This window comes from Vibrio sp. La 4.2.2 (genome assembly GCF_027586995.1).
Taxonomy (GTDB): domain Bacteria; phylum Pseudomonadota; class Gammaproteobacteria; order Enterobacterales; family Vibrionaceae; genus Vibrio; species Vibrio mediterranei.
Genome location: NZ_JAPPTJ010000029.1, coordinates 1 through 628 on the forward strand (window position 1 = coordinate 1; position 628 = coordinate 628).

Sequence of the window (628 nt, forward strand, 5' to 3'; positions counted from 1 at the left end):
AAGTAAATAATCCACCTGCTGAGCAGGTGGCTTTGAATGGCCCCCTAAAAGGGGGCTAACTTTTAGTTACTCAACCCCAGATGCATCTGACGCTCTTCTTCTTCCTTTCCAACACGATCTTGATGCCTGACATATCTTCGGATTATTTCCTCGTTCATTCCTACCGAATCAACAAAATAACCACGCTGCCAAAACTTATTGCCCCATAACTTCTGCTTTCTTAGATACGGAAATTTGTTGAACAACCTTATCGCTGTCCGTCCTTTTACAAATCCCATATACTTTGAAATACTCAAACTTGGTGGCATTCTCACAACCAAGTGGACGTGATCTACTTGAACGTTCAACTCTACAACCTTGCAGTTTTTCATGTTGCTGTAGATGTAGATACTTCGGTACAGCTCTTTGCCCAAGTTACCCTTGAGTATTTTGAGGCGGTACTTCGGCGTCCAAACTATATGGTACTGACACCTGTAATATACGTGCGAAGCGGATTCATATCTGCTCATGTTCTTTTTCTCCTTGATTTGCTGGTTACAAACTCGGATATCTTGAACATGAGCGTCCTTCGGGCAAAGCCCTAATGGACGATCACCACCTTCCTAGAAGGTGGTTTAGGGTTAGAAAA

At 43.0% G+C, this 628-nt stretch carries 1 protein-coding gene; it reads right to left on the reverse strand.

Going from position 1 to position 628, the window contains the following annotated elements:
- Positions 1–62 precede the first annotated feature (62 nt).
- A complete protein-coding gene (gene tnpA / locus OH456_RS25925) occupies positions 63–509 on the reverse strand; it encodes an IS200/IS605 family transposase (protein WP_042473647.1) in 447 nt (148 codons plus the stop codon).
- Between the last annotated feature and the right edge of the window lie 119 nt (positions 510–628).

Bases quoted from the DNA above. Each gene is read 5' to 3' on its own strand.
- tnpA (WP_042473647.1), bottom strand. From the start codon at position 509: ATGAGCAGATATGAATCCGCTTCGCACGTATATTACAGGTGTCAGTAC.